The 4,361-nt window shown below is 32.8% G+C and carries 4 protein-coding genes; all 4 read left to right on the forward strand.

Annotated elements, in window-relative coordinates; all coding sequences use genetic code 11:
• The first annotated feature begins 108 nt into the window (after positions 1–108).
• The 4 genes from OM075_RS24310 (at position 109) to OM075_RS24325 (ending at position 4,099) form a co-directional block, all read left to right on the forward strand.
• The gene (locus tag OM075_RS24310) at positions 109–339 is read left to right on the forward strand and encodes a tyrosine-type recombinase/integrase (RefSeq protein WP_301193161.1); all 231 of its coding nucleotides are present in this window, start codon (positions 109–111) and stop codon (positions 337–339) included.
• Positions 336–1,493 carry an IS91 family transposase gene (locus tag OM075_RS24315; protein ID WP_301193162.1) on the forward strand — a complete coding sequence of 386 codons (1,158 nt, stop codon included), beginning with the start codon at positions 336–338 and terminating at the stop codon, positions 1,491–1,493. The genes OM075_RS24310 and OM075_RS24315 overlap by 4 nt, the downstream gene beginning before the upstream one ends.
• A 371-nt stretch (positions 1,494–1,864) precedes the next feature.
• Entirely contained in the window at positions 1,865–2,986 is a 1,122-nt protein-coding gene (locus OM075_RS24320) for a hypothetical protein (RefSeq protein ID WP_301193163.1), read from the forward strand.
• Between the two features lie 216 nt (positions 2,987–3,202).
• Complete coding sequence (locus tag OM075_RS24325; RefSeq protein ID WP_301193164.1) at positions 3,203–4,099, forward strand: helix-turn-helix domain-containing protein; 897 nt, start codon at positions 3,203–3,205, stop codon at positions 4,097–4,099.
• The last annotated feature ends 262 nt before the right edge of the window (positions 4,100–4,361 follow it).

The following is a 4,361-nucleotide window of genomic DNA, read 5'->3' on the forward strand; positions in this document are numbered from 1 at the left end:
AGATGTAATTTTGTCACACTAACCATTTTTAGTTACCCAAATCCAAGGGGGTCAATATGACCGGAATGAGGGGTCAACATCACCGGAATATCTACAAGTTTTTTAAATGTGGTAAGACGAGCAGCAGCTCTATCAGGTATTAAACAGAAGTCGGTAACTATTCATTCCTTACGACATTGTTTTGCGACTCATATGTTGGAGCGAGGAGTCAATCTGAAGCGCCTACAATTACTGATGGGTCATGCCTCATTAAAAACAACCTCAGGCTACTTACATCTGGTACATCCGTATTATGGCGAGGTTCCTAATTTGCTTCAACCTATAACTCCAAAGTTATGATTTCTCAAAATCAAAATCAGAGATACGGGTTGGAAGTGTCAGATGTAATCGCATCCTGTTATAATGAGCTTTATACTCGCTACAATATATCCTATGAACAGGATAAGGTATTAGATGCACTATTACGTTGTAGAACCTCTAAGGCAGGAGGGCATATACTAAAATGTAATCACTGTAATTATCAACAGCAATGCTATAACTCCTGCCGAAATCGACATTGCCCCAAGTGCCAGTATTTAAAACAGCAACAGTGGGTAGATCAGTTGCAGAGTCGACTGGTTCCGGGTCGATATTTTCATATCGTTTTCACCATTCCAGATACTTTGCATCCATTGTTTTATATCAATCAGAAGCAGTGTTATGATATACTTTTTCAATCTGCATCAGAAGCCTTACAAAATGCGGGAAGGAATCCTGATTTTTTAGGTGCAGATGTTGGCGCATTATGCATATTGCATACCTGGGGCCAAGCTTTAACTTACCATCCTCATATTCATATGTTAGTCCCCGCAGGAGGATTAAGTAGTGATGGAGCGGAATGGATTGCCTCCAGAAGAAAATTCTTTGTTCCCATAAAAGCACTATCCGCTATGTTCAGAGGAATTTTAATAAAGAAACTCAAAAGCTTATTGGATAATGAGGAACTGAATTTACCATCCAACTATGAAGGTTTTAAGATTATAAAAGAAAAGCTTTATGAAAAGAGTTGGAATGTATATAGCAAAAAAGCTTTTGGAGGAATCAATAGTGTATTAAAATATTTAGGAAGATACACACACCGTGTTGCAATATCAAACAACAGATTATTGGCATTAAAGGATAAAACCGTAAGCTTTAATTATAAGGATTATCGAACTGGAACCCGAAAGGTTATGTTGTTAAGTACAGTAGAATTTGTACGACGTTTTATACAGCACGTGCTACCCAAAGGATTTTTTAAGATCAGATATATTGGGATATTTTCAATAGTACATATTCATGGAAAACGAGAACAGGTCATCTCTTTAGTTGGAAAAGTGATGTATTTATCCCAATTAGAAGGCTTGTGTGCATACGAAATACTAAGAGAGATAACAGGTAAAGATCCATCAAGATGTCCAATTTGTAAACAAGGTATTATGGTTCAAATAAAAAGAGTCAGGCAACTTGAATGACAGTATGGGTACAACGTTCTTTGCTTTTTGAATTGATTTCAAATGCTTTTGCTTAAAGGCATAATGGAAATGTTATGCTTTATCGATTAGTTATAATTGATCATTTTTAATAGGTAGTAACATGAAAAACAAGGTAACCATAAAAAATCCACAAAAGAGTCTCCTTGTTACAGCTAGTTGCAGGAATGAATTACCCATAGTTATAGCCGCCATCGTTCAACTTTATTTTATCCTTAATAACCACTAAGCATATTCTATAATTTTTATTTTATAATTAACGCTTTGTTATTTTTATTATCTTGCTCCTGGTAAGGATAAAATCCTTATTAGTTAGCCACAATTGAAAAACAGACTTAAACATTAGCCCAACAATGAAAGAATTAAAAAAAGCATTTTCTCTAAAGACATTTTCGTTTCCCTTGAAATCACAGAGTAACTTGTCTTATTATAAAACATTGAAAAAAGGACTAGACTTATTTGAAGACAAAATAATAAAGCTAAAAAGTAATGATGAACTCAGCAGAAGAATTAAAGCTGAATTTGAAAATATTGAAGCCAATAATAAAAAAATTTTACAGGTTATATCATCTTATTTATTGGGAAACTCAGGGAAAGCTTATAATCTCCTTGAAGAACTGTTGGAAAGTAATTTTTATAGAGAAAAGATATCGTTTCTAATTGAAAAAGATAATTCTTCATCGAATGGCAATTCTAAATTGCTTAGAATTAGGGTTTCTGAAGAACAGTTATCAACAAGAGAAGAAATGTTTCATATTCCATTCTCGAAAAGACATTTAGTTGCAAATCAAAGATTTTCCATAGCTGGGTTGCCATGTTTATATTTGGGCTCTTCAATTTATGTTTGTTGGTTAGAACTTGGCAGAAAAGATTTCGGAGAATTGTGGATTTCAGGTTATCAGTCTCAAAATAACTTTAAGCTATTAAACTTAGCATATGACTTGAATATTATAATAAATCAATATGAGAGAAATGAAATTGATTCCGAACAATTGATTAATTACTTTTTACTTTGGCCACTTGTAATGGCTTCATGTTTTCAAGTAAAATATCCTAAAGCACCATTTCATGAAGAATATATTATTCCAAGTTTACTTCTTCAATGGATTACATTTAAGAATGATAATATTGTAGGATTAAAATATCTTTCAACTAAATTAGAAAGTTATGAGAATTTTGAATATGGTATTAATTATGTTTTTTCGCCACTAGAAATTACAGACGAATATGACTTCTGTCCTAAGTTGAAAAATAGATTTAATTTATCAAATCCTTTATCATGGGAATTAATGTCAATTCTTCCGCCTGTAGATGTAGCTGTTTGTGGTGAGGGTATCAAAGCTGAGAATATAGAAGATGCTCTTTTGAAAAATTATAAAATATCAAGATTTGGTTATATAGAAAAGCAAGTGTTTAGCATGCAGTTTGACCAAATAAAAAACCCAAAAGTGGCTAACAATATGTATAGTGCATAGCTGTTTAACTGCAAGCTTTGGAGTTCTTCGCTCGCCCATATTTCTGTGCTATTTTGAAAGTGAAAACTCACGTAATCCGCTACGACACCATACATGAACCGTTAGCGATTATTGTGAAGGACATCCCAGTAAATGGACAAATGACGTAAAGATGACATAATGAAAATACAAGAATCCTATTTGATTTGATATATTTTTGTCATCAAAAAATAATATATGGAAAAAGAAAAGTTGGCACAAGCAGTCAAACAACTAAGGAAGATTAAAGGATTATCTCAGGAGGTGTTGGCTAATAAAGCAGAGGTATCACTAAGAACTGTTCAACGACTTGAAAAAGGTGAAACAGAACCCACAGGAGATACACTCAATAGAATATCTGCTGTTTTTAATCTATCGCCAGAAGAATTGTTAGAATGGAATTGTACTTCTGATACATTAAAAAAGACAGTTAGAACTAGATTTGAATTTTTACATATTTTTGAAAATAACTTAGTAATCACTAAATCTGAATGTATTGATGACTTACTTGATGATTATGGGAAATCTGTTAATAATATATTTAAAACCTTAATGGTTTTTTTTATTGGGATTCCAATATTTACTATTCTAGCATTTGTGGGTTACTATATTATTGAAAATATTGGCTTAGCATTATACGCTAGTGCGTTTGCATTCTTATTCTTCGTTTTAGCATTTTATTCAATACTGTTTACTTCTGGTTCATCTCTAATAAAGAAGGAAAATATTACTAAGCTGATTATAAAGAAATCACTTTATTTTACAACTGTAGTGATTATCCATGTTGAGTCAGGTCGACTTAAAGAACGAAATTTAATACTTAAGAACGATCAGATTGAAGTGATGAAGGATATCTTGTTGTCGGAAAAGCTTATAGAGGAGAAGGATGTTAAATTAAAGACAGGCATATTTAGTTTTCAAACTTTGAATTTAGCACTTCCTTGGATTATTTTCATTTTTGTGATGATTTACAAGAAAATTGACCAGATGATGATATATTATGGAGGAATAGTTCTATTTGGAAGTTTTCTTTTGATTTCTAAAATGATACAACGATCAATAAACATATCAGGGAGAAAAACAACAAACCGCTAATTGAGTAGCAAGCCACTAGACTAAAAGCCTAGTGGAGAAGCTCTCACACCACCGTACGTACGCGATCTTCGCTCCTTCCTTCCATTTAAAAAGTCCACTGGACTTTCAAAATGGAGGAACATATACGGCGGTTCTCTACATGATGGGGAATAATGAATTAGAATTTGAAGCCAAAGAAGAGTGCAATTGATAATACATATCAGATAAAGCAATATAGCCACGTTTTTGAAGTCGTTCTATGGTTATGGTTGTTCCTAAAATA

The sequence above is a fragment of the Plebeiibacterium sediminum genome (assembly GCF_026013605.1).
In the GTDB taxonomy this organism is placed as follows: domain Bacteria; phylum Bacteroidota; class Bacteroidia; order Bacteroidales; family Marinilabiliaceae; genus Saccharicrinis; species Saccharicrinis sediminus.

Excerpts from the sequence above, each read along its gene's own strand:
- OM075_RS24315 (WP_301193162.1), top strand. The coding sequence starts at position 336 with ATGATTTCTCAAAATCAAAATCAGAGATACGGGTTGGAAGTGTCAGAT.
- OM075_RS24320 (WP_301193163.1), top strand. The coding sequence starts at position 1,865 with ATGAAAGAATTAAAAAAAGCATTTTCTCTAAAGACATTTTCGTTTCCC.
- OM075_RS24325 (WP_301193164.1), top strand. The coding sequence starts at position 3,203 with ATGGAAAAAGAAAAGTTGGCACAAGCAGTCAAACAACTAAGGAAGATT.